This is a genomic window from Nostoc sp. (assembly GCF_036917555.1).
In the GTDB taxonomy this organism is placed as follows: domain Bacteria; phylum Cyanobacteriota; class Cyanobacteriia; order Cyanobacteriales; family Nostocaceae; genus Nostoc.
Genome location: NZ_JBALDD010000047.1, coordinates 79088 through 100783, shown reverse-complemented (window position 1 = coordinate 100783; position 21696 = coordinate 79088). Strand labels below are relative to the sequence as shown.

Below are 21696 nucleotides of genomic sequence, written 5' to 3'. Positions count from 1 at the left end.
TAGAAGAATAACAGAGAAGAACGCTTTGGGGAACGCATTGCAGAGACAACTAAACATTGGGTTAAGTAGCTTTTGACACTTGTATTCGGTTATAGCAGCCTTGTATCTGACAAAAAATTCAAAGAGTCAAAGTTGCACCAAAGCAGCGATCGCTTGGAACAGGTAGTACACTGCTACTATGCCAAAACTTCCAGAGTGCGTAGGCGTAGCCCGCCGTAGGCATCGCTGTCTTCATCTTTATGCCCCAGGTATCGCTCCCCCAATCGTTCTATCCACACCTACCCCTGACTGCTCTTGCGCCCATGCAGGATGTGACAAACCTCTGGTTTATGAAGGTCATTGCCCACTACGGTAGCCCTGACTACTTCTTCACCGAATATTTCCGCGTCAATGATACCTCACGGCTCAATCGTAGCATTCTGGCAGCAATCACCGAAAACGACACAGGTCGCCCCGTTTTTGCTCAAATGATTGGCGAAAGCATTCCAGACTTAGTAAGAACAGCAAAGGAACTCTGCAACTATAATATCGCTGGAGTTGACTTGAATATGGGCTGTCCAGCACCTAGAATCTATCGCAAAAATGTTGGAGGTGGATTGCTGCTCTTGCCGGAAAAAGTGGATCGGATTTTGGCAGAACTGCGGCAAGCAGTCAACGATCGACCTTTGACCGTCAAGATGCGTGTAGGCTTTGAAAATACAGATAATTTTTACAAAATTCTAGATATAATCAATCGCCACAGCATTGATTTGCTGAGTTTACATGGTCGCACGGTAAAAGATATGTACCACGGGGCAGTGAAATATGATTTGATCGCTGAAGCAGTCAGGCGAGTTGATTGTCCAGTGCTTGCTAATGGCAATATCAACTCGGCGACAACTGCTGTTGAAGTGCTTTCTCAAACGGGTGCAGCGGGTGTGATGGTGGGACGCTGGGCGATCGGGAATCCTTGGCTTTTTAATCAAATTCGGCAAGCTTTGCGTTTCGAGCCGATCGCACCCGTTCCTTTAGCGGAGGTACGCAACTATATTGATCGTTTATGGCAAACCCCCACAGCAGCAACTATGCCAGAGCGATCGCGCGTCGGCTACATGAAAATGTTCCTCAACTACATTGCCTTGAGTGTTGACACTGAAGGTAATTTTTTGCGGCTGATGCGACAGACTTCTACTGAGGCAGAACTATTTAACCTTTGCGATCGCGTTCTCCTTACTGATTTGACAAAAACTTTAGCCCTAGCACCTTCCTTGAGCGTGTAATATCGTGTCCGGCTAAAAACTTGCCTTAACAGAACATTGCGGCGTTGTAGATTTGGCTGTGATTTATGGTAAATTCAACCGCTTGCGCGCACCAAATCGAAATAAGTTATCTGGCAATATTGCTTTTAAGCGAGGCAACCATTGTGCCTCATTGCCAACACGATAGCGTAATCGTGGCAACCGACTACGAGCAGCAAATAGAATCGTCTGTGCAACTTTTTTAGGATCATCGCCTTGTGCAATTGCTTGACTAACAGTTGAGCGAATCACATCGCGTACATTGTCGTAATCAGCGTAATTCAATGTGGGTGACAACATAGCCTGGTTGAAGTTGGTCTTAAAGTAACCAGGCTCAATTAAAGATACTTTAATATTGAAGGGGTCTAGTTCCACGCTCAATGCTTCGCTATAACCTTCGAGGGCAAACTTACTTGCGCTATAAAAACCTTGACCTGGTGCGCCAATCAATCCCGCCACTGAACTGATATTAATAATATGCCCACTACGCTGCTGTCTCATAACTGGCAAAACAGCATTGCTAACCCGGACAACACCCCAAAAGTTGGTTTCAAAAACCTCCTTGGCTTGTTCTAAAGAAGTTTCCTCAATCATGCTGGCATGAATTTGTCCAGCATTGTTAATCAATAAATCAATGTGATTAGTCCGCATGAGCAACTGTTTGATACAAGATTGTACTGAAGATTCAGAAGTAACATCGAGTGTCAACATTTCCACATCTTGTAAAGTTGGATGTTCCTTGCGACTAGTACCGAAGACCCAGTAACCTTCTTGAGCAAGCTTTTGAGCAGTTAGCTGCCCAAATCCAGATGATGCTCCAGTTACTAGCACGACCTTTTTATTAGTCATTGGTTCTCCTTTTGTTTGTGAATTCTTTGGTACTGCGATGGACTACACCCTGCCTAATAAAGCGATCGCGTTTTTTCTAAACCTTATTCGTTCATTATTTATTCTCAATAAAAACATAATTTTAGCAGTCCTGCACTTTGTACCTCATCTACTTGAGAACTGCTGTATATGTTTTTATAGCAATTTCATCAGTAACACCAGAACAAAAATATCCCCGACTTGTTTAAAAAGTCGGGGATCTCAAGCTGTCAAATAGGATTACCAAAGCTATTTAATCGCACACAATATCACTCAAATTGCACAAGCGATCGCCCTGATACAACAATAAAACCCACAGAATCAAGCCTCAGAAGCGGCTGGCGAATTCCCTCTAGAATGGCTGCATTTAAAGCAGTTTCTATCTTCAATTCTTCAGCTAATGCATTATCCCAACTTTGCTGATTTAAACGTAGACCTAATTGTTCTACTCTATTGGCTAATTTCTTTTCGGCGATTTTAGCACAACTTTGACATAAATCAATAAAATCGGGACGATTGGAAAGTAATTCTGAAGAAGCGTTACGCATTTCATAGCAAAAATTTTGCCATTTACTAGGATCAACAAAATCGTCAATAATTCCTAAGCGCTCTTTTGCTAGATTGTAATCTCGTCCTTGATTATTGTTTTTATCTTTATATGGACGTTGCAAAATACTTAAAAGAGCTTTATCCTCAACAGCCCGGATTCGCTCCTTGTGACCATCAACATAGATAGTTTCTATAATTGGTGGAAATAGAGCGTCAACACGTCGCTGCAAGTTTTTGAATTGAGAATTATCTAGTTTGTTATCTAGTAAAACTTGTTTGGCAGTTCTTAAATTTGCCTCGACTACATAATTGCATTGAAAACCGAACCACTCTTTCCCTTCTTTCGCGTCCCAAGATGCATCAGTACGCCATAGAGCAAAGGCTTCACCTCGATCATCCCAGTTGATATAGTTCAAGAGTGCTTCGACAAATCCTTCGCCAACTCGAAAGAGTTTAACACCAGTATTCTGGTTTGCCACCCTGCGATTATAAGTACCAAATTGGTCTAGAGAACTCTCAGCAAAACGGTTTTGTAACTCATTTATCGGAACCAATGTCCGCGTTGTCGGTTGATAACGTCGCATCTCTGATGAATCGGGATTATTCAGTCCTCTGAATCCCAGTGCGTCACAAATCCAGCCTTCAATTGCTCGCCTAATTTCTAGATGACGAGCATCGTAATTATCTAGGTCTTGAAAATACTCGGTAGCAATTTCATCGTTTGCATCAATTTCATCTAGAGCATTTTGTTCGCTAATTTTGGCTATTTCCGCTTCAATTTGCTCTTGAATTGGTGAAACCATCTCTAACAATCCAGCCGCACCTGATTTAAACAAAACTGTTTCTAATTCTGCAAGTTTTTCATCGACATAAAACTGTAGACTGGCAATTGATTGTTGGAAAATACCAAACCCATCTTTTAATACTTTATACCAAGCATTGTGAGGGCTATCTTCCAAGTAGGGGCCAATCAAGGCACTAGATTGGATGCCAATTTTGCTGCCAATGCGGTCAAGTCTACCAATTCTCTGCTCTAATTGATTAGGCGACCAAGGAAGGTCAAAATGAATTAACCAATCGGCAAACTGGAGGTTCCGTCCTTCTTCTCCAGAGCGATCGCATACTAAAATAAAGCAGTTTGGGTTATTCTTGAACCTATTTAAGCCTTCCTCAACTTTATCTGGTGATTCTCCAAATTGATGGCTGGCTATTGTCTCTGCACCAAAGGTATCAGATAAATATCGGACAATTTCGCCACAAGTTTGCACAAAACTGGTAAATACAATAAATTTGGGCAGAATGTCGCCAGTAATTGGTCTCTTGATTCTCTGCTGTATTCTCGTGATGAATTCCTTTTGATTCTTCCGAACGTTTGCGGGAATTTTGAAGTATGTACCTAGCTGATTCAGCAACACTGTTTTCAAATTTTCCGTCCGTTGTCCGTCCTCTTGAGGTTGACGAACAATTTTTAGTAAGGATTGGAGAATCTCTTCTTCCCCTGAAAATTTGGGGGTTGTAGTTAATAGGCGAACATCATCTTCTTTAAACTCGTGGATGAGTTTAGCATGAGGTTTCGCTGTTAAACGCGCCGTAATTACCTGCTCTAAAATCCCTAACCAAGTACCAGCAGCGAGAAATAACAGCAGAAAAACTCGTTGATATTGCTTGTCACCAGGAGCAACACTTTGCCATTGATTGAGGAGTTCGTGGATATCAAGCGATCGCTCGTCTAAATCATACTCTTCTTTTGGCGTAAAGTTGCGGTCAAATATCACGTCTTCTACCGCAGCGCGACGGTTGCGAAGCATTCGCCGATGTAGTCGATAGATATCGCTGACATGGACGCGAATCGCTTGGACGATTTGCTCTTGCTCGGTAGAATTTGCTTGTAAATTTTCTAAATCATCCGCCAGCTTCAGTAAATACTCATCCTCCGCAAACAGGTTTCGCAATTGCTGCAAGTTGCTTTTGAGAACCTCTGATTCTGCACCTTCTTTAAAAGAAAGCAGAAGTTTACCAATTTGCTGACGGCTTTCAACTTTGGCGCGAAAACCTGCTAAATCATCAAGCTTATAGGTTGTTGGGTCGAGCAAGTGCAACATGGCCAGAAAATCCTGCTCGTGATTGAGAACAGGAGTGGCAGATAATAAAAGTAAGCGATCGCTTTTATGAGCCAATTCTTTGCAAGTCTGAAAACGCTGTAGCACAGTTGCATCCTTAGAGGTCGCCATTGCTGCGATGTGATGGGCTTCATCTAAAATTAAGCAACCTATCTTTGCTTTCAGGTTGATTTTATGGATATCTTCAACCGCCAGCACCACTACCCGTTTGCCAAAATGGGAGATGTAAAACTTGTTTTCTAACTCAGTCCGCCATTGTTTGAGCAAATATTGTGGAACTATCACCACCGCACCTTTTTTCGGTTCATCGAGGAGGAATTGACGCAGAATCGCACCCGCTTCGATGGTTTTTCCGAGTCCCACCTCGTCTGCTAACAAGTAGCGTTGAATTGGGTCTTCCAGTACCCGCCTGACTACTTCAACTTGATGAGGATAAAGATTAATATTTGCTGAAATCAGTCCCGTCATCCCGCGACTCACAGCACGTTGCTGAGTCAAGGATTTCACGAAAGCCAATCTTTTGTCATGGAAGTAAGGCGTTTCGTGACCCTTCATCGCCAGAGTTTCGATAGGATTTGTGTTGGGTAAATTACAACGAACGTAAATGTCTTCAACAGAAGCGATCGCAGTTTTCTTATCTGGTAAATCAATTTGATACATTTCTGTATCATCATCCCAAATAAAAACTCTGCCAACTATCCATTTATCTTGAGTTTGGGACTTAATATAGCATCGAGCCTGGGGTTCCAGCTTGATTTGAGAGAGCGAACTTAAAGGTAAAGTTTTTTGGAGACGTTGGCCTATAGAGCAGAAATACTCAACGTTTGCATTGGTATCAGATATTTCCGTAACTTTTCCGATACCCAAAGAGTTATTCTGGGACTGTACCAATAAACCAAGCTTAATCATAGATCCAGTCCCCTGAACACACTAAAAGAACCTTCCAGACTAGTTTTTAGCCTATATCTGGCAGTTTTATCGATCAACATTATAGATAATAAACTGGTATTACAGTTTTTGTGAGAGCGATATCTACGACGGTCACTGAGCTTGTCGTTCGCGCAGCGTCTCGTAGAGAAGTGCGGGCTATTGGGCGTCGCTCCACCACAGCCAATTAATAAAATTAGCAATTTTCAGGTAAATACACTACACAGTAGAGGTACAGCATTGCTGTGCTTACATAACATATACGGTTCAATTAAATGAAAACTGCTGTAAATTCACATTTCTCAGTAAAGTTTTGCGTAAAGCGTAACGTTGTTAAATGCAGAACGGCGCATTGGCATTGTCAGCCAACACAATAGCATTGTTCGCCGACACAATGGCATTGTTTGCCGACGCATTGGCATTGTTTGCCGACGCATTGGCATTGTTTGCCGACACAATGGCATTGTTTGCCAACGCATTGGCATTGTTTGCCGACACAATGCCATTGCAGGGTATTGCCAAATTAAATTTGCTACGAATTAATGAAATGCTGTACTTAGCTGATTATGTGGTGTAACAGATTTACGCTTTGGCTTGAGAAGGCCACGATACAATTAAGATTGTATACATTTATTTACTATGAAGAAAATTAGAGACAACACAATTAAGTTAAATCAATTTTTAAAGTTGATGGGTATAGTGCCAACTGGAGGTCAAGCCAAGCTGATGATTCAAGGTGGCGATGTCCAAGTAAACGGCATGCTGGAAACTCGACGAGGACGGCGACTAGTACCAGGCGATAAAGTGACAATCCAAGGACAGACTTTAGAAGTGAATTTGAACAACAATGAAGACCCAGATGTAATGATAGATTTAACCGAACAAACCGAGTAAGGAAAGTTTATCCTAAATTTACAAGTTTCTCTTTTGCCTTGTGAGTAATGCTGCAAATTTCCAACAAAGTTATTATCCCACAGACTGAGATTGAAATTACTGCGATTCGCTCCCAAGGAGCGGGAGGTCAAAATGTGAATAAGGTTTCTACCGCGATCCACTTGCGCTTCGATATTGCAGCTTCATCATTACCTGATTATTATAAACAACAGCTTTTAAAGCTCAACGATCGACGCATTAACCAAGAAGGAGTAGTTGTAATTAAAGCTCAGGAACACCGAAGCCAAGAGAACAATCGCGAGTCAGCATTGAAACGACTTCAAGAACTCATTCAAAGCGCAGTTGTCGTGACAATAAAACGCAAACCCACTAAACCAACTCGCAGTTCTCAAAGAAAGCGCCTTGACCACAAAAGTAAGCGCGGACAGGTTAAATCTAACAGAGGGCAGGTGACAGATTCTTGATTCATCTGTTATGTGTAGAAAACACACGTATTATTAAATGTGAAAAAAGATGAATAAGACATTACTAAAGATTTTGATGTTTGCGCTTTTAATCTTGTTTATCATCTCTCCCTTTGCGGCCCTTGCAAGTTTAATGCTTGTAGTATTAGTTTCGGCATTTTTCTTTTTACTAGGTGACGTGTTTCAAGCAATTATTAGTGGCGACACTGACCCGAAAAAGTCATAAAAGCACAATTCCAAATGCAGATAGGGATTTACCCGAAAAAACCGCATCCAAGGTGCGATCGCTTTAGCAAAGACAATTTTCAATCTGTCACACCAGGAGTTGACAGATATAATTACTTTTTCGACCAAAAAATAAACAATTGTAATAACGATTTCCTAAAAGGAAAGAGACTTTAAATCTTACTCCTCAACGCTAGTAGAGGAGCCAATCCGTTGCAGAAGTTCCCCCCGTTAAGCAACGAACTAGCGCTGTATTGGATTCAACACAGAAGCGCTATATATAGCGTTTTTCAAGTAAATGACTTACACAGGTAGGGGCACAACAATGTTGTGCCCTTACAATAATCTGTACCTCACCTTGGCGTAGCCTCTCGTAGAGAAGTTGCAATTTGCTGTATATGTATCTATTTTAATGAAAAATATCCCTTGTGTTTGGCATAATAATATTTGAACAATTCCCTATTTTATAAACAAAAATACCTAAAGTTCATTAATCTGGAGAGTAATAATTATATTTGCTGAATCTCAACACACTGAGGGCTAGTAGAGATCAACTAAAGAAAAAGAAAAATGAAAAATTAGTAATCACAATATAATAAATGTTAGGAAAATGAATTGTTGATAACTTTGATAACAGCTTAAACACTTTTTTATAGTCAACATCAAGCAGAATACATAGATGCGGATAATTGGACATATCAACAACAAAAGGTACCACCCATGAGTTCCCGCGCACTGCTGTTAGTAAATCGTCATGCTCGCCAAGGGCAAAAGGGTCTGTCGCAAGCGATTCAATATCTGAAAACACTTGGCTTTGATTTAATTGAAGAGTCTACAGAAGATCCCCAACATCTTGCTGAAGTCATACTTCGCTATAAGCATCAAGTTGACTTGGTAATTATTGGCGGAGGAGATGGTACTTTAAATGCCGCAGTAGATGCTTTAATTGAGACTCAGTTACCTTTGGGAATCTTACCTCTAGGAACTGCCAACGATCTAGCGAGAACTTTGGGAATCCCAAATTCCCTCAACGAAGCTTGCAAAATTATTGCAGATGGACATTTACACCGCATCGACTTGGGTTGTGTGAATGATAAGCACTTTTTTAACGTTGCAAGTATGGGATTGAGTGTAAAAATTACCGAACGACTTACCAAAGAAGTCAAGCGCCGTTGGGGAGTATTTGCTTATGCTGCCACTGCATTGCAAGTGATTTTGGAAGCCAGACCTTTTACAGCAGAGATTGCGATCAACGGTGAATTAATTCGCGTCAAAACAGTGCAAATTGCTGTTGGTAACGGCCGCTATTACGGTGGTGGTATGGCGGTAGCTGACGATGCCACAATAGACGATCAAAGGCTAGACCTTTATAGCTTGGAGATTGAACACTGGTGGCAGGCTATATTACTACTACCCGCAATGCGACAAGGGCGACATATACATTGGCAGAGTGTACGCTCCCATCAAGGTCAAGAAATACAGGTACATACTCGCAAACCTCGCCCTATCAATACAGATGGTGAAATCACTACCTACACACCTGCTCATTTTCGGGTTATACCTAAAGCTATAGCTGTTTTAGTACCCCTGGAAAGCAGGAGTTAGGAGTTATTCAATTTTAGATTTTCCTTCAATCCAAAATCTAAAATTGGCAGAGTTTAGAAGTTATTCTTCCTCATCTTCCTTTACTACAAAGTGGGAACTCGCATCAATTCACGCCAAATGCATCTGAGATTTTCTCAAGATATAAAGTCCCTGTTGCAACGCCTAGCTGAACACCCTCTGACTCTAGGTGATATTCTGACAGAAACCTCAGAACGGGGCTTTAGCCTGGTAATTACATTATTAGTTTTGCCTTTTTTACTTCCTATGCCACCGGGATTAACTGGCCCTTTTGGTGGTGCTTGTTTACTGTTGTCAGTGCAAATGCTTTTAGGAAGGCGATCGCCTTGGCTACCGAAAAGAATCGCTAACTACAAATTTCCTCGTTCCTTCGCCCAGTTACTTTTGCAAAATTTGGGACGGCTTACCAAAGTTTTCCAGAAAATCGCCCGTCCCCGATTAGCAAAAATAGCTCATAATCCTTTAGTTTGGCGAATTAATGGGTTTTGTATCTCTTTATTAACAGTATTACTAATATTACCAATCCCGTTTACAAATCCTATCCCGACTATCGGTATTTTACTTTTGACTGTTGCCACTATCGAATCTGACGGTTTATTAATTTGCATCAGCTACGGTATTACAGCCCTAATTACCTTGCTGTTTGGATTTATTGGTTATGCAGTGTGGTTAGCTCCCAGTTTGCTGCCATCGATATTTAAATAATAAAAGCCCTCAGCCAAAAGCTGAAGGCTGTAATTTTTTAGGGTGCATCTACCATTTATTAATCCGCTTTATTTATTGCCATATCCGGGAAAATTATACTTTTGAACAAATTTATTTTGTTCTTGAATAAAAAAGTATTATCAATAAAAAAGCCTTCAACTAAAAGCTGAGGGCTATGATTTAATTAAGGTGCATCTACCATTTATTAATTCGCTTTATTTATTGCTATATCCGGGAAAATTATACTTTTAAGCAAATTTATTTGTTTCCTGAATAAAAAATTATCAGCAATAAAAAAAAGCCCTCAACTAAAAGCTGAAGGCTGTGATTTAATTAAGGTGCATCTACTATTTATATATCCGCTTTAATTATTGCTGATCAGGAAGAATTGAAAAAAAATGGATAGCTGTGGAATTGATTTTGTTAGCTACAACGGTAGTACTAGCCTCAATAAGGATCGCTTGCGGTATTTGACTAGGTAATCATTGACTAACTTCACAGTAATTTTACACTTATCCTAATTTTCCTCTAAATATACAAAGTTTCTGTTAATATTTCTGATCTGATATCCGTAATAGTACGAATTTAGTTTATTAGTTGGGTATATGACTATGAAAGTTAGACACACCCAACTTGATGAAGCGATCGCAATTTTTATTAGCCCTTGCTAGTCTTAGTATTGTCGGGGGAAGCTTTTTTCTGAGAACAACTTTTAGCAGTACTAGTGAGCCTAAAATTATAACTGATACATCACGCTATAAAGAAATTCGTAATCAACTATGGTCTGATAATGACCAAATAAAACATTTTCCTAATGAGATTCCCCCTGATGCTAAAGACGTTCGTATTGCTTACTCTCCCAAAGTTTTGCAAGGAAGTAGTTTTTTTCAAATTAGGTTAAAAGAGCCACCAAAGAAGATAGAAAAATTACTTTCACAATATAGAAATAGTGCCAAGCACAAATATAGAGGTGGTAACACAAACGACCACATAAATCAACCAAATGGTGTGCCGACAACTTTCTTCTACACTAGTGACTCTCCTACAGAATCTTTTCCAGCTACTTATGAAATATTGGTATTAAATACAGATGACAAAGGTAGACCTGGCTTTAAGTGGAATCATGGAGATAGCTACGGTGTTGCTATTAATAGTTCCACCTCAGAAATTATCTATTGGTCGGAAAAATGGTAATTAGCAATTCAAATTCATTTTTAATCGCCATAGTAAAAATCATTATTTGTGATATCGAACTTAATAAACTTCTTACATAAATTAAAAGTCCTGATAGTACTAAGTATTGCTTTTATCCTTTTGGATATATCACTTTGGGTAGTTAAAACTTATAGTCAGCATAGCTAAGATTTATAAGTGCTTAAAAACTATCTAAATATGTAGAATGCCAACTGCTTTAATTACTGGTGCTTCTAGTGGTATTGGTAAAGCCTTTGCTCAAGAACTAGCTGCACGTAAGACAAATCTTGTACTCGTTGCTCGTTCTGAAGAGAAACTAAGCCAATTAGCTAAACAACTACAAGAACAACATAACATTCAAGTAGACGTTATAGTAAAAGACCTCACACAAACTAATGCAGCTACTAGTGTATTTGAGACTACAAAAGCAAAGGGATTAACTATTGACTTATTAATCAACAATGCTGGTTTTGGTTCTTATGGCGACTTTGCTGAAGGGGATGGAGAAAAACAAGTTAAAATCGTACAATTAAACATTTTGGCATTGGTAGATTTAACCCACAAATTTTTACCATTGATGCGGCAACGTCGTTCTGGAAGTATTATTAACGTATCCTCTATTACCGCATTTCAACCAATACCATACCTTTCTGTTTATGCTGCTAGTAAAGCTTTTATTCTCAGCTTTAGTGAAGCGTTATGGGCAGAAAATTATCAGTATGGTGTGCGTATTTTAGTTACTTGTCCAGGGCCAATAGAAACAAACTTTTTTGCAGAAGCTAATTTTCCTCCAGCGTTGGCAGGCAGTGGAGATAAAGTCTATTCTTCCGAAAAAGTAGTTTGGGAATCTTTAGAGGCTTTAGAAAAAGGCTATCCAACTGTTATTAGCTCTGATAGTACCACTCAAATTAGAAGCAAATTATCTCGGCTTGTACCGCGCAAACTTCTACTGAATATGTTAGCAAAACGCTTTAAAGCCTAAGTATTAAGTATCTATTTAGGAGTTAGGAGTTTAGGGGTTTGGAGTTTGAAGTTAAAGAAAATGATGAATTGAAAACTCTTAACTTTTCACTCTTAACTCCTAACTTATTACATATACCTTGTTAATTGAACTCGGTAACGCTCTTTTTTTGTAACGGCTATTTCTCCAACTTCTAAACGCCCTTTAGAGCGAATAGCGATTAAGTCGCCTGATTTTAGTTGAGAACTAGCTTGGGTAACTTCCTTCCAATTAACGCGGACATCACCAGCATCGATGAAATCAACCATTTTGCTGCGGGACATACCAAAACCAGCAGATGCGATCGCATCTAATCTTAAAGAAGCCTCCACAGTAGTTAATTCTTTTTTCTTGGGTTCCCGAACCTTTAATTCAGTTAGCTCAATCTGCTGAGTTTTCACAGGAACCGATCGCACCTGTTTCAGACTCATTGACAAAAATTCCACCAACTCTGGTGCAACAATCGCCTGCGCCCCTCGTTCTCCTAAGACAATTACATCTCCCGTCTTTTCACGAACAATTCCCGTCCCCAACATTGCGCCTAAAAAGTCGCGGTGAGAGGCGGTATCAAATAGGAAATTACCAGCAATTTCCACAGCTACAAGGCTGACTTGAGATTGATCTAACGGAAGTTCTGAACGAGCGATCGCTATTCTTTGGCGTTCAGCTTGCGGATATCCACCCCATGCCACCAATTGCACTTCTGTTAATCGGTTAAACACCCGTTGAATTTCTATCAATTCTGGGGGAGATAGAAAATCTGTCAAAACCACTTCCCAAGTTTTGATCGCTTGCTCTGCTTGGTCGATTGCACGAGCTACACTATCTCGATTTTCAACACCTTTTAAAAGTTCTTCTCGTGGCAACATTCTGAAAAATTATGAGTTATGAATTGAGAATTAATCTGCTAAAACTATCTTGATTCTAGCTTTTAATCCCTATTGACCCCTGATGAATAGTACGTACAATTATACGTAGGGACTAATAATTTTCTGAAATCGGCGTTGACTAAAAAGGCATAACCTATGTCTATTGGGACTTTCGGCAATATCTACTCAGATGAGTTAATTACAGCCACTGAGTTGAATCGTCAGCCTGGGCGAGTTCTGGACAAAGCTTTAGAACGTCCAGTGACAATTACTCGCAACGATCAGTCTTTTGCCTTGTTGCGCCGGGAGGAAGTAACTTTTCTTGTGAAGGCAGCAACACAGAGTAAAGCTGTTTTTGAGGCATTAACTGTCGCCTTCTCTTTGTTACTGGGAAAGGAAATCGGTTTTGAACATCCTTATGGATGGCTGAGTGTGTTTGAAAAAGATGATCTGCAAGACTTTATCAAGGAGTTGAGTGAGGGTTTTCGGTTGATAGATTCCTCAACTACAGCATGGGAGATAATTGACGCGATCATCCATGAATGGCATGAAAGCGCCGTAGCGATCGCTAGTCCTGAACTGACAGATGCTTTTAGTGCCGAGACTGATGAAGTACCATTAAAGTCGCCATCTACTCAGAGTCCTGTGTGAATGAGAGTATGTCAGACAACGAAGAAGAAAATCCAATAGTGGAAAACGTAGAGCCGCCATTCGTTAAACTGACGACTCCAGCATTATCTGAGATAGAAAGCACTTAGTTGGTGGTAGCTAAAAATCGTCAGGTGAATCGGGGCTGGGAAGCTTTAATGCAGCGCCATCCAGAAAACACACGTCGTTGTTACGAGGATTCATGTAATGCACCAACCACCAGACAGTCTGGGCGTGTTTTTCCTTTAAAGGGCAAACCCTACAAGGGGGCATGGGAATATGAGGTAACAAAAGGGGACAGAGTGTTTTACGTTCCTGATAAAGAACAATTGAAAGTCGTTGTCTACTACGCAGGAAAACATCCAAATCCTTCACCTACACCGTAATTCGTGCCAATAAGGAGGAGTGGGCTATAAATAAATCTGTAAACTATGATTTATTCAATACACAGTATTTGTGTCAGCATAACCTTGGATATTTTCTGGATCAAACTGACGTAATATTTTGGTTGCTTGGCGAGTAAGAGTTTCAGAACCTTGAACGGCGACTAAATATTTACCTGCATCTAAGCGGTTGCGATAAGGTAACGCATCACCACCACCTACAAGTAAACCGACTCCGCCACCGACAAACACACCACCCATCGCACCACTAGCAGCACCCAACAGTCCGCCAACAATGTGATTCCCAACTTCACCCGCCCAGGCAAAAGTATCTAAACCAGTAATGAGGCTGAATGTAAAACCTGCAAAAAAGCCAAATGGTATCAGCCAGGTAGCCATCTGTTTTGCTTGCTTTTTAGCCTGCTCTTTGGGGTCAATTAAGCCAAACTCGTCAGCCGTTTTATACCCCCTCCCCAAAATAGTGCTGTTAATGCCTTCTTTTTCTAAAGCTAAGTAAGCAGCTTCGGCTTGAATGCGGTCTGGTAATACGGCAACAAGGTAATTCATTGATTTTACAATTTGTCTAATAGAAGTTTTGCCTTAATTAACAGCGTATCAGTCCTGGTCGATTGAACCTCGCATGACTAGAAGTCACATACCTGAATTACTCTAAGACTTACATCGGAGTTAGGAGGCTCATATCTTGCACCAAAGCACTGGAAGGACTACACAAGCGCAGTGAAAGTCTTCCCATAGGGTACGTCTGCGCGGACTAAGGTCAAATTAAGGGTTTTGAAGCCGCTTTGCGTCTATGTTCCGGTAGCCACGATTTGAATCTCACGATTAAAATGCGGGCCGATCATTTTAGCAAATCTAGTGGCTCACAAAAATTGTTTACGCCTTGCTTGAGGACATATAGCAAAACTGGCGTTGCCAAAATCTTAGGAAATGTCGGCGTTGTTTTTAAATGTTCCATCATCTTTTGAAGAGAAGTATTAAGCAAATCTTCTCGATATTCTTGTTCGCAAATGACCACACGCCATTTTCTAGCCAAGGCATCTAACCACTCAGAATTTGCTCTTTCTGGTTGTTGTCCTGCCCGGATAGCTAGCGTCATCGCCGCATCTTCTAAATCTCCATCACAGTCTTCAATCAAATCCAGCGCTTCCATATCGCTAGGATCGTCTGCCAATTGAGAGCGAAACTGTGCAATTTCTTGAGATGTTACTTTAGTCATGAGTCTTTGACAAGGCAAGCGATCGAACACTCAGTTATGTTAGTCCAAATTTGACTATAGCGCTTCTCTGTTAAGTCCAATACAGACCTCACAAAAATAACTCCTTCCCTACTACCTTTCCCTAACCCTCTTTTCAGAGAAGCGGAAAAATTTTTGTTACTGGAAGAAGGGGAGTAAAATTATCGGACTAGAATAGTACAAAAGACATGTAGCAGTTGATATAGACTCTATTTAAAAAGTTTTAGATGCCGTACGTATTTTTGAATCACCTTGTAATTTTCCTCATGTAATTTCCCCATAGTTGAGCTGCTTGAGCGCTACTACCAGAGGTGGGAGAATTATTATCGTTTCCTAACCAAACACCAGTCACAAGCCGCCGACTGGGGATAAAGCCAATAAACCATAAGTCAACGTTATTATTAGTTGCACCGGTTTTGCCAGCCTCGCCTAGTCCAATGGCAGCCGTGCGACCAGTACCCCTTGTTATGACTCCGCGCATTAAAGAGGTCATTTCATCGGCTACTTCATTTGATAAAACTCGTTTGTTAGCGTCTGGGTCTTGGTCAAACGAATAGATGACACGGCAGGTGTTGATATCGTTGCGATCCTTACAATCACTACTATCTAGTACCCGGCTAATTGCATGAGGTGGATTCCATACACCGCGATTGCCAATAGCGCCGAAAGCACCAGTCATCTCTAAAACATTTACTACACTTTGACCAAGTACTAAGCTAGGAACTGGATCGAGTGATGATGTTATTCCCAAACGCTGGGCCATCGATACTACTTTATCCAACCCGATTTCTCTAGCAACACGCAAAGCGATCGGATTTTCTGAAAGAGCAAGTCCGGTGGCAATATCGAAACTAGCGTCAGCACCAGCACGACAAGGTTTATAAGTAAAACCTTGCCAAGTTAAGGGAGCGCAAGAATAAGTTTTTGATGCTGGAATCCCCTGCTGGATAGCGGCGGTATAGGTAAAGATTTTGAAGGTTGTACCTGGTTGTCTTTTAGCTTGGACAGCACGATTTAACTTACTTTTTTTATAATCAGTTCCGCCTACCATCGCCAGGATGCTACCAGTAGTAGAATCAAGGGTGATCACTGCTCCTTGAGAAAAACCAAAAGTTGAGCCAGCGTTGTTCACCGAATTACGCAAGGCTGCTTCCGCTTGGCTCTGTATGGCTGGATCGAGTTGCGTCTGTATGATTCTGTATGATATAGTTGCCTTCCTTCGCAGCTTCTTGCCCTAAGATTGATTGGAGTTCTTGGAAGACGTAATTATAAAAATAAGGAGCGATCGTCTTGGCTTGCTGTTCGCAGACCTGGGGACTGATTTTTATGGTTGAGCGCCTGGCTTGGTTCGCTTCCTCTGGTTTGATTTTGCCCATCTCCATCATCCGCTTAATTACGCGATTGCGGTATTCACCTAGTTCTAACTTATTAGAGCCATCTCCGCAAAAATTGAAAGCGTTGGGAGCAGGTAAAATTCCTATCAAGGTTGTTGCTTCGGAGAGCGTTAAGTCTTTAGCCGACTTCTCAAAGTAATACCGCGCTGCATCCTCAAAACCGTAGGTATCTTTACCCAATTTTACTTGATTTAAATAGACCAGTAATATTTCATCCTTGCTATAAAAAGTTTCTAACTTCAAGGCAACTATTGCTTCTCGCAGTTTGCTCCCAAAAGAATTTTGTTTGCCAATATAATCACTGAATAAATTGCGAGCAACTTGTTGAGTTAGTGTTTGATAACTTGATTGAGCATTCTCACTATTATTCACTAATAAACCTTGTAAAAATCTCAATATATCAACACCAAAGTGCCAGTAATAACCGTTATCCTCTGAGCTAATGATTGCAGATGGCAGATAAGGACTAAAATCTTCTAAACGCTTCATATTAACGTGAATTTGAGAAGCTCGTAGCGGTATACTTCCATCACGGGCGTAAATAATCACTGATGAACCTAATATAGGTAAAGGTTTCACCGAAAATTTCAGCCATTCAATGCCAATCATTAGCGTTGACAGTACAGTTACACCACTAATACTATAAACAAACCAAGTTAAAGCTTTTGGATACCATGCAGGCAAGATAGCACGCAACACCTCCGTCCTATCAGCTCTTGCAGAAAATATTAGTATCCAGAGTTCTGGGACTCTAACAATGTTATTAAGTAATTTGTTAGAAAATCTCTGAAAAGCTTGCTGAAAATTAGCTAATTTATATTTATTTTCCTTTTTTGTTCTAGTCAATTGTAATTGTTGGGTTGTCTCAATCGGTATAGATGTAGCAGCTTCTGATTCAGAAATAACTGCTCTATCCCCTATTAATAAAGTAACAGGCTCAGAAATTGAGGAAGTAAATTCTAGGACTCCTCGTTGACGTAAAACAATCCTTCCAATAGCCCTAATTGCATCTCTATCAACACGAGATACTGCTAAAACTCTGATCCATAATTGCTCTGCTAAATTTAAATCTCCCTCATTTTCAGCTAAAGACGCTTGATACTTTAATGGTTCTACATCTCTGATTCTGGCATATTGTTCTAGCAAAATGTAATACATCTTGTACGGTGGCTCTGCCTTGAAAGCCGGATTTTGTATGGGCTTTTTATAATCAACATTTGTTTGGGGAACTCTGTAACGCAGATGTTGATCTAAACGCTCCACTGTCGCACAATTTGCCTCTCCCTGAATTCGCAATCCTTCTAACAGACTGTAGGTAAACGATCCATGTTGTAATTCATCTATCTCCCAAGACTTTTGGTTGGCAGTGCAGGAATAAAAGGTAATAACTCCTTTATGTTCCTGTATACCTACGCCTAATCCAGAGCGATCGCCTTGATCACGGCAAGCATCTATCAACAAAACTACATTATCTGCTCCACAGCGCCGTAACCTTTGTGTTATAAACTCTACAGAAATTGCTGTTGTATAATCTGTTGGGTCACTATCCAAAAACATCAGATAATCTTGGTCTATATAACGTTTACCATGACCAGCGAAGAAGAACCACAAATTATCTTCTGGTTTGAGCAGCGGATTTTCAAACTGTGCATTCAAAAATCGCTTAAAACGACCTTGAGTCGGTTGAGTTGGTATTGGAGGATTGGTTTTTATGGCAGGCGAATCTTCAGTAAATAGAAAAACTTGGTCAAAGTTGGCTTCATTTCCAAACCAAGCCATCATCGCTTCAGCATCGCGTTTGGCATACTTCAACGGCTGAAGGTTATCGTAATTATTTATTCCAACTACAATCGCCCAGTTTTTACCCATTTTAAAATGCTTGTTATTTACGCTTGAACTTGAAGGTCATTGCACCTTTCCCCCCTGCTTTGCCACCAATTCCAAACAGGCTAATTTGCCCTTCTCCATTAATTTCTACTGATAGCTCTACTTCGTCAAGCTGCATTTTAGAATCCGGCTGGTCTGCTTCGTCAAGCGTTTCTTTCATTGCTTGCAGAAACCCTTTCATTTCCTGCTTGAGTTTGCTTACTTCAATTGCTTTTCGTCGAGTGATACTAACTTCAGTTGTTTCTGTTATTTCTGCACCGAGCCGTCCTCCTATGTCACTACTCCCTCTAGCGCCTCTGGTAATTGTAGTTTCATGAGTAGCTGTAGCTTCAGCTTCTTCGGTAATAATCCAAATTTTTTCAGGAGTTGATATTTCTGCTGTCATAATATTTGTTAATTTACTCCTCAGATTTAATTGACTTTTTCTTCTATTGCCGCAACTTTAAATTCAAGCTCTGCTAACCTTTGATTTAGTGGTACAGTCTCAGCGCACCCTAAATACTGTGCTAAAGCGCCAACCACCACGTCAGTCTTTGATGTGCCTGTTTTTTGAGCATAGTTGTTAAGCTTTTCTAATAGATGCAAAGGTAGCCTGACAACTATTTGAGGTTTGACCATAATGGGCAACTAATTTTATTTCTAGAGAATAAATTGCATGACATAGCATTACTACTATTCAGTAGTAACACCTAAATTTAATAAAGTAAAGCAAAAAGAAGTAAGTTTACAGATGGCAATAGTCAAAGCTTTATGCCTATAGAACCCATTTGATATCTTTTAGGCGAACAAGTAGAATCGACACGAAAAGGTGAATTCAAACAGGTAAGGGCTGAAAATGGGTTATTCAAGCGATATGACTGACAAAGAGTGGGAAATCATCGAGCCAGAAGACTAGCTGCTAACTAGAAAAAAGATATCAAATGGGTTCTATAGACTCTTATCCTTTAGCGATCGCTAAAGAATTTCTAAAAAATCACAATTTACAATACTGCCTTTTGGACTAAAAAGCCTCATTTTTCCAGTAAATACACTGAATAAATGAGGCTTTTAGCTAGCTTTTATCAGAAACGCTACTGGACTGTGTAATGCCCTGATCAACACAGCAGCAGTCAAAAGTACTGATTCAGTTGAGTTTCAGCTAATTAGCGGAATGCTCTGAGGGTAACAGACCGTTGTAACTGAGCTAAAGCGCGGTTGTAATCCAAAATTGCTGTAACTCGATTACCTTCAGCTTGTGTGAGGTCATTTTCAGAGTTAATCACATCAGTTTGAGTACCTACACCAGCTTGGAATCGCAAACGTGCTAAACGTAGAGCTTCCCTAGCTTGTTCTAAAGCGGTATTAGCGGTTTGAACATTCTCCAAACTAGATTGCTGGGTAGAATAGGCTTGTTCTACCTGAAAGCGAATTTGGTTGCGCTGTTCCGCAAATTGAGTTTCTGCGATCGCAATATTAGCTTCCTGCTGAGATGCTCTTGCTCTTGCTGCTCCTCCATCAAACAAATTTAAGGTTGCCCTAACTCCGAATGAATAACCATCAGTAACGCTGACATGATCATCGAACTGATCTAGCAGGTTGTAGCTAGCAACCAAACTAACTTGAGGGCCCAGTTCTGCAAGAGCTTGTCTACGCTGTTGCTCATTAGTATTACGTTGTGCCAACTGCTGTTGCAGTTCTGGACGATTTTGATAAGCTAATACAATACTTTGTTCTAGGGTTGGGTTCCAAAGACCAGCTAATTGTACAGGGTCAGCGGCACTGATATTTATTGCTTGCGGCAAACTTATCCGAGTTGCTAATTGACGACGAGAAATTGACTGCTGGGATCTAGCATTAGTCAAATTTTGTTGTGCATTTGCTAAATTCACCTGCGATCGCAACACATCGAATCGCGTACCAACCCCAGCTCGCTCTAAAGCTTCTGCATCACGCAAACTAGCTTCAGAGTTCTGCACAGCCGATCGGGCAATCCGTACCTGTTCATCCGCTTGTTGCAGATTGTAGTAGTCAGTGGCAACATTCAGACGGATTGTCTCAAACTGAGTTTCTACAGCCAACTCATAGAAACGTACCTGTTCTTCAGCCGCTCTGATGCTAGCTTGCACTCTCCCAGAAGTATAAAGGTTATATGAAAGTTGTGCTGAACCATTGAAAGATGTACCGGGTTGATCTACCTTAGCGGCGAACGGATTTTGCGCGTTTATTTCGTCCCGAAGCTGACCATCAGCAGACTGACTACGAGTAATATCGGTGCTAATTCCCAGAGTGGGCAATAAAGCAGCTTGCGCCTCGCGTAGACTTGCTTTATTGCGTTCTAGCTCCAATAAGGACACCTGTAGATCGTGATTGTTACGCTGTGCGAGCTCTAGAGCCTGTGCCAAAGTAATCGGCTGATTTCCCTGAAATTGCACTTCCTCCGGTTTGGTGGGAAATTGCAGAGGATTTGAGTTAGGAATCAGGTTCTCTGGAATTTGCACCGACCCTGACGGCACTGGAGTTACGGTTCCTGGTACATTAACAGGTTGCACCGAACCCCCTGGTGCAGGAGTTACGGTTGTTGGCGCAGTTAGAGTTGGCGTCGAATTCCCTGGCACAGGAGTTACGGTTCCTGGTACATTAGCAGGTTGCACCGAACCCCCTGGTGCAGGAGTTACGGTTGTTGGCGCAGTGATTGGCGTCGAATCTGTCGGAATCGTGGTATTAGTCTGAGCCAAGCGACCAATAGCATTTTGTTGTAAGCAAGTGCTTGAGGTTAATAGCAAATTAGCCAAGGAGTCAGTTTTGCTTTTGCTCAACTCCTGTGGACACCTCTGCGCTGACAACAGTTTTGCTGCTCCTGCACCTGTGGCTGAAGTTTGTAAAAATGTTTGCAACTGAGTAACAGTATTTATCTTTTGAACCACTGGCTGCTGTGCAGAAGACAGGGACAAAATTTCTTTTTGGCCAGAAGGGGGTTTTGAAGTGTAATTGGGAACTACTATCTTCTTTAATTTCTGCCCATAAGCGCTTGAATTACTCTGTTTTTGGTTCTTTTGAGCTTGGGAAGGATTAGAGGTAGGTGTCAAACTGAAAAATCTACCTTTATCTTTCTTAAGTAGTTGTTTTATTGGCACAACAGTATTTTCAGCCGTAAATACTGGAATACTGTTATCATTTAAAGGTTTCACACTAAGTTTAGTAAAACCCAAAGCAGGTACTAGGGTTGGAACACTAACATTTGCACTATTAGGCAATTGCGTATTTATGGTGTCCACAACCAAGCCTTGACCATAAGTAGAAGTCAAAACACTAGGAGAAGACGCCAGTTGTACCCCAGTTAGTTTCGCAGTACCAGCCCAAGCAGGCTGAGTTGTTAAAACCGCTGCCGTTACACCAGGTAAGAAGCTATAAAATAATTGCTGTCCTTTCACCGCAT

General features: G+C 40.9%; 19 protein-coding genes and 2 pseudogenes. 10 read left to right on the top strand and 11 right to left on the bottom strand.

The genetic code is table 11. The features are described from left to right. The first annotated feature begins 239 nt into the window (after nt 1-239). Nucleotides 240-1259: a tRNA-dihydrouridine synthase family protein gene (locus V7K60_RS18585; RefSeq protein WP_334927293.1), complete on the top strand. Its 1020-nt coding sequence runs from the start codon at nt 240-242 to the stop codon at nt 1257-1259. 63 nt (nt 1260-1322) lie between these two features. On the opposite strand, the gene V7K60_RS18580 is transcribed toward V7K60_RS18585, so the two are convergent. Beyond that, nucleotides 1323-2126 carry an oxidoreductase gene (locus V7K60_RS18580; RefSeq protein ID WP_334927292.1) on the bottom strand — a complete coding sequence of 268 codons (804 nt, stop codon included), beginning with the start codon at nt 2124-2126 and terminating at the stop codon, nt 1323-1325. A gap of 287 nt (nt 2127-2413) precedes the next feature. Continuing rightward, on the bottom strand, nt 2414-5722 hold the full coding sequence (gene dpdE / locus V7K60_RS18575; protein WP_334927291.1) for a protein DpdE: 3309 nt from the start codon (nt 5720-5722) through the stop codon (nt 2414-2416). A 355-nt stretch (nt 5723-6077) separates the two neighbouring features. Between dpdE and V7K60_RS18570 the strand changes: the two genes are divergently transcribed. The 3 genes from V7K60_RS18570 to arfB all read left to right on the top strand — a co-directional run bounded on the left by V7K60_RS18570 (nt 6078) and on the right by arfB (nt 7098). After that, complete coding sequence (locus V7K60_RS18570) at nt 6078-6317, top strand: hypothetical protein (RefSeq protein ID WP_334927290.1); 240 nt, start codon at nt 6078-6080, stop codon at nt 6315-6317. Nucleotides 6318-6379: 62 nt separating this feature from the next. After that, nucleotides 6380-6634, top strand: coding sequence for an RNA-binding S4 domain-containing protein (locus V7K60_RS18565; RefSeq protein ID WP_322638696.1), 255 nt, complete (start codon nt 6380-6382; stop codon nt 6632-6634). 47 nt (nt 6635-6681) lie between these two features. After that, a complete protein-coding gene (gene arfB, locus V7K60_RS18560) occupies nt 6682-7098 on the top strand; it encodes an alternative ribosome rescue aminoacyl-tRNA hydrolase ArfB (RefSeq protein WP_334927289.1) in 417 nt (138 codons plus the stop codon). Between the two features lie 183 nt (nt 7099-7281). Here arfB and V7K60_RS18555 read toward each other — a convergent pair whose 3' ends face one another. Beyond that, nucleotides 7282-7407, bottom strand: coding sequence for a hypothetical protein (locus V7K60_RS18555; protein ID WP_334927288.1), 126 nt, complete (start codon nt 7405-7407; stop codon nt 7282-7284). Nucleotides 7408-8043: 636 nt separating this feature from the next. Between V7K60_RS18555 and V7K60_RS18550 the strand changes: the two genes are divergently transcribed. The 4 genes from V7K60_RS18550 to V7K60_RS18535 all read left to right on the top strand — a co-directional run bounded on the left by V7K60_RS18550 (nt 8044) and on the right by V7K60_RS18535 (nt 11827). Then, entirely contained in the window at nt 8044-8928 is an 885-nt protein-coding gene (locus tag V7K60_RS18550) for a lipid kinase (protein ID WP_334927287.1), read from the top strand. Between the two features lie 117 nt (nt 8929-9045). Further along, complete coding sequence (locus tag V7K60_RS18545) at nt 9046-9651, top strand: exopolysaccharide biosynthesis protein (RefSeq protein WP_334927286.1); 606 nt, start codon at nt 9046-9048, stop codon at nt 9649-9651. Between the two features lie 636 nt (nt 9652-10287). Beyond that, entirely contained in the window at nt 10288-10845 is a 558-nt protein-coding gene (locus tag V7K60_RS18540) for a hypothetical protein (RefSeq protein ID WP_334927285.1), read from the top strand. A gap of 205 nt (nt 10846-11050) precedes the next feature. Next, complete coding sequence (locus V7K60_RS18535; protein ID WP_334927284.1) at nt 11051-11827, top strand: SDR family NAD(P)-dependent oxidoreductase; 777 nt, start codon at nt 11051-11053, stop codon at nt 11825-11827. A gap of 107 nt (nt 11828-11934) precedes the next feature. On the opposite strand, the gene V7K60_RS18530 is transcribed toward V7K60_RS18535, so the two are convergent. Continuing rightward, nucleotides 11935-12714 (bottom strand): photosystem II S4 domain protein, encoded by a 780-nt coding sequence (locus tag V7K60_RS18530; protein WP_334927283.1) that lies wholly within the window; start codon nt 12712-12714, stop codon nt 11935-11937. A gap of 156 nt (nt 12715-12870) precedes the next feature. Here V7K60_RS18530 and V7K60_RS18525 point away from each other — a divergent pair, with 156 nt between their 5' ends. Next, nucleotides 12871-13365, top strand: a complete 495-nt coding sequence (locus V7K60_RS18525; protein ID WP_334927282.1) for a hypothetical protein — start codon at nt 12871-12873, stop codon at nt 13363-13365. A 110-nt stretch (nt 13366-13475) separates the two neighbouring features. After that, on the top strand, nt 13476-13748 hold the full coding sequence (locus tag V7K60_RS18520; RefSeq protein WP_334927281.1) for a hypothetical protein: 273 nt from the start codon (nt 13476-13478) through the stop codon (nt 13746-13748). Between the two features lie 54 nt (nt 13749-13802). Here the strand turns inward: V7K60_RS18520 and V7K60_RS18515 are convergent, their stop codons facing one another. The 7 genes and pseudogenes from V7K60_RS18515 to V7K60_RS18485 form a co-directional block, all read right to left on the bottom strand. Beyond that, nucleotides 13803-14312 carry a hypothetical protein gene (locus V7K60_RS18515; protein ID WP_322663882.1) on the bottom strand — a complete coding sequence of 170 codons (510 nt, stop codon included), beginning with the start codon at nt 14310-14312 and terminating at the stop codon, nt 13803-13805. Nucleotides 14313-14604: 292 nt separating this feature from the next. Next, nucleotides 14605-14982 carry a hypothetical protein gene (locus tag V7K60_RS18510; RefSeq protein WP_099099288.1) on the bottom strand — a complete coding sequence of 126 codons (378 nt, stop codon included), beginning with the start codon at nt 14980-14982 and terminating at the stop codon, nt 14605-14607. 265 nt (nt 14983-15247) lie between these two features. Then, nucleotides 15248-17075 (bottom strand): annotated as a pseudogene (locus tag V7K60_RS18505) (transglycosylase domain-containing protein); the annotation flags it as partial. Nucleotides 17076-17627: 552 nt separating this feature from the next. After that, a pseudogene (locus V7K60_RS18500) lies at nt 17628-18263 on the bottom strand (caspase family protein); the annotation flags it as partial. Nucleotides 18264-18276: 13 nt separating this feature from the next. Then, nucleotides 18277-18666: a Pepco domain-containing protein gene (locus V7K60_RS18495; RefSeq protein WP_334927280.1), complete on the bottom strand. Its 390-nt coding sequence runs from the start codon at nt 18664-18666 to the stop codon at nt 18277-18279. A 26-nt stretch (nt 18667-18692) separates the two neighbouring features. Next, on the bottom strand, nt 18693-18899 hold the full coding sequence (locus tag V7K60_RS18490; RefSeq protein WP_334927279.1) for a DNA-binding domain-containing protein: 207 nt from the start codon (nt 18897-18899) through the stop codon (nt 18693-18695). Between the two features lie 524 nt (nt 18900-19423). After that, the gene (locus V7K60_RS18485; protein WP_334927278.1) at nt 19424-21691 is read right to left on the bottom strand and encodes a TolC family protein; all 2268 of its coding nucleotides are present in this window, start codon (nt 21689-21691) and stop codon (nt 19424-19426) included. Nucleotides 21692-21696 lie beyond the last annotated feature (5 nt).

Coding starts and splice junctions, on each gene's coding strand:
- V7K60_RS18490 (WP_334927279.1), bottom strand. CDS start 18,899: ATGGTCAAACCTCAAATAGTTGTCAGGCTACCTTTGCATCTATTAGAA.
- V7K60_RS18570 (WP_334927290.1), top strand. CDS start 6,078: ATGCAGAACGGCGCATTGGCATTGTCAGCCAACACAATAGCATTGTTC.
- V7K60_RS18585 (WP_334927293.1), top strand. CDS start 240: ATGCCCCAGGTATCGCTCCCCCAATCGTTCTATCCACACCTACCCCTG.
- V7K60_RS18565 (WP_322638696.1), top strand. CDS start 6,380: ATGAAGAAAATTAGAGACAACACAATTAAGTTAAATCAATTTTTAAAG.
- V7K60_RS18535 (WP_334927284.1), top strand. CDS start 11,051: ATGCCAACTGCTTTAATTACTGGTGCTTCTAGTGGTATTGGTAAAGCC.
- arfB (WP_334927289.1), top strand. CDS start 6,682: ATGCTGCAAATTTCCAACAAAGTTATTATCCCACAGACTGAGATTGAA.
- V7K60_RS18550 (WP_334927287.1), top strand. CDS start 8,044: ATGAGTTCCCGCGCACTGCTGTTAGTAAATCGTCATGCTCGCCAAGGG.
- V7K60_RS18545 (WP_334927286.1), top strand. CDS start 9,046: ATGCATCTGAGATTTTCTCAAGATATAAAGTCCCTGTTGCAACGCCTA.
- V7K60_RS18540 (WP_334927285.1), top strand. CDS start 10,288: ATGAAGCGATCGCAATTTTTATTAGCCCTTGCTAGTCTTAGTATTGTC.
- V7K60_RS18580 (WP_334927292.1), bottom strand. CDS start 2,126: ATGACTAATAAAAAGGTCGTGCTAGTAACTGGAGCATCATCTGGATTT.
- V7K60_RS18495 (WP_334927280.1), bottom strand. CDS start 18,666: ATGACAGCAGAAATATCAACTCCTGAAAAAATTTGGATTATTACCGAA.
- V7K60_RS18515 (WP_322663882.1), bottom strand. CDS start 14,312: ATGAATTACCTTGTTGCCGTATTACCAGACCGCATTCAAGCCGAAGCT.
- V7K60_RS18530 (WP_334927283.1), bottom strand. CDS start 12,714: ATGTTGCCACGAGAAGAACTTTTAAAAGGTGTTGAAAATCGAGATAGT.
- dpdE (WP_334927291.1), bottom strand. CDS start 5,722: ATGATTAAGCTTGGTTTATTGGTACAGTCCCAGAATAACTCTTTGGGT.
- V7K60_RS18525 (WP_334927282.1), top strand. CDS start 12,871: ATGTCTATTGGGACTTTCGGCAATATCTACTCAGATGAGTTAATTACA.
- V7K60_RS18510 (WP_099099288.1), bottom strand. CDS start 14,982: ATGACTAAAGTAACATCTCAAGAAATTGCACAGTTTCGCTCTCAATTG.